At 44.8% G+C, this 1,924-nt stretch carries 2 protein-coding genes and 1 pseudogene; 1 reads left to right on the plus strand and 2 read right to left on the minus strand.

Going from position 1 to position 1,924, the window contains the following annotated elements; all coding sequences use genetic code 11:
• Positions 1–290 (minus strand): helix-turn-helix domain-containing protein (locus PX482_RS07525; RefSeq protein ID WP_288122268.1); only part of this gene is annotated, 290 nt, incomplete at its 3' end.
• Between the two features lie 168 nt (positions 291–458).
• On the opposite strand from PX482_RS07525, the pseudogene PX482_RS07530 reads away from it, so the two are divergent.
• A pseudogene (locus tag PX482_RS07530) lies at positions 459–665 on the plus strand (IS200/IS605 family transposase); the annotation flags it as partial.
• 117 nt (positions 666–782) lie between these two features.
• On the opposite strand, the gene PX482_RS07535 reads toward PX482_RS07530, so the two are convergent.
• The gene (locus tag PX482_RS07535) at positions 783–1,484 is read right to left on the minus strand and encodes a proprotein convertase P-domain-containing protein (RefSeq protein WP_288122270.1); all 702 of its coding nucleotides are present in this window, start codon (positions 1,482–1,484) and stop codon (positions 783–785) included.
• Positions 1,485–1,924 lie beyond the last annotated feature (440 nt).

Genomic DNA, 1,924 nt, shown 5'->3' on the forward strand with positions numbered 1-1,924 from the left:
ACTTGCTGTAAGACTTGAGCGTTAACCGTCTTTAATATCGGGTAAACTTTTTTAGCTTCCGTTAGATTTTTAGCTTGAACGAAGTAATTAGGATAGGGTTCATCCGCAGGAATTATGTACTCGGAAACTAACGAACAACGATCCGCAAGACACTTTCGAGAGTTCAACCAATCTTTCCGTTCTGAAAGAGCGTAATTATAAACGCTTTTGCAAACATCAAGAATGTGGATGATCTCCCGTTCCTGTTGTCTGTTTACCTTTAGTTTGTACTGGTAGGTAAGCGTTATCACTGTCTTTCGTGAGCGTGATGTATAGTTAAATTATAACACTTACTGCCTAGGATATCAACTATAGCGGTTCTCACACCTGTGTGGCACAGTTTAACCTTTGCTAATTAAGCTTTTCACCATCGATAATGTATCTCTTGCGAACAGGAAACGCTATAATTACAATCATGGACCAAACTAATCGCTAACCTTAAAACAGTTAGTAGTCGCTTAATTAGACAAGAATTTCCGTATTTGGCGGCCGAGTATTTCGACAACAAACCCTATTTTTGGACGGGAGCTTATTTCGTGGCTAGTTGTGGCGACGTTACTGTCGAACAACTAAAAAAATACGTCGAGAACCAAAACTCCCCGAAAGTGGAAACGCTACCGCGTTAGTTTTATTCTGGTCGCGATTCATCTCGCTCCATTGAGATAGTTTTGATTCCCGCTTCAGCCCGGTCGGGAGGAAATAAGCATAATCCAGAAAACGGGTTTCTCAAAGAAACCCGTTTTCTATGCTAATCTTTCCCATTCAAGTGCCGCTCTCGCTCCCAGTAAGCCTAAAGCCAGCAAACCTAAGCTAGAACTTGGCTCAGGAATGGGGGTACCTTGCAAATTTAGCGTCCAAGAAGTGAAAGAGCCAGTAGTACCAGCGACAGTATCGGCAATGGTCAGCCGCCAGACGCCGCTGGACTCTTGTCCGCCTAGGGAAGCGAGCATGGGAACCTTGGTGCTACTGTTCCCACCAGTGGCGAAGTAGTTGCCGCTGGCGACGTTAAAAAGATTACCCCCAGAAGCCGCTACCGTCCAGATGTCGCCGGTAAAGGCATCGTTAAAGCTGTAGTTGCCGTTGAAGTTGCTGTTATCGCCAGTCGCAGTAGCAGGGGGAACAATGCGCCCAACCCGGTTGAATAGGGCTACTGTCGTGTTGGTTGGGACGTAGGTGAGGGCGGCACGCACCTGGCCTAGAGAGTTGTGCTGCAGTCCCGTGAGGGTGACAGTGACATCGGTGATCAAAAAGTTGGAACTGGTGGGAACGGTAATAGTGCTACTAAAACCAGTGGTGTTGTCATCAGGGATATTACCGCCACTTCCGGTAAAGGTAAAGGTGGCGGCGCTGGCGGGGAGGGTGGCCACCATGGTGATCGCGCTAACTGTGCTGGCGAAGACAACACCGACACCAGACAGGGATTTGAGGATAGTTGTGGTGTTCATTGACAATTTTGTAGAAATTGGCTCTTCGTTACTTGTTATGGTTCGATAGGGGGGCATAAATCGACTAAATCCTTATCTGGCAAGAGACTTAATTGATTAGTTCGCTCTAGATAAAAAACAATTGACAAAAATCGCTAAATGTCTTTCTATATAAGGGTTCCATCCCTTATAATCCCCGTCCATTGCATAACACAAACCGAAGAGCCTAGAAATTTTACCAAAAAGCATATCACACCACCCCTATTTTGTCAATTATTGCTTCTTATCGATTTTATAGGGTTTTATCTATGTTTTTCATCTCCAGAAAACGGGTTTCTCAAAGAAACCCGTTTTCTAATGTAATCGCGTAGTGCTATATCATCGAAAATTTTGGGTCTGAAACCCCGTCGTTCTACGACGGCTTTACTGTTAAATATTAGCACATTTACGAAATATATGCT

The organism is Microcystis sp. M53602_WE12, assembly GCF_030065455.1.
Classification (GTDB): Bacteria; Cyanobacteriota; Cyanobacteriia; order Cyanobacteriales; family Microcystaceae; genus Microcystis; species Microcystis aeruginosa.

Coding starts and splice junctions, on each gene's coding strand:
- PX482_RS07535 (WP_288122270.1), bottom strand. CDS start 1,484: ATGAACACCACAACTATCCTCAAATCCCTGTCTGGTGTCGGTGTTGTC.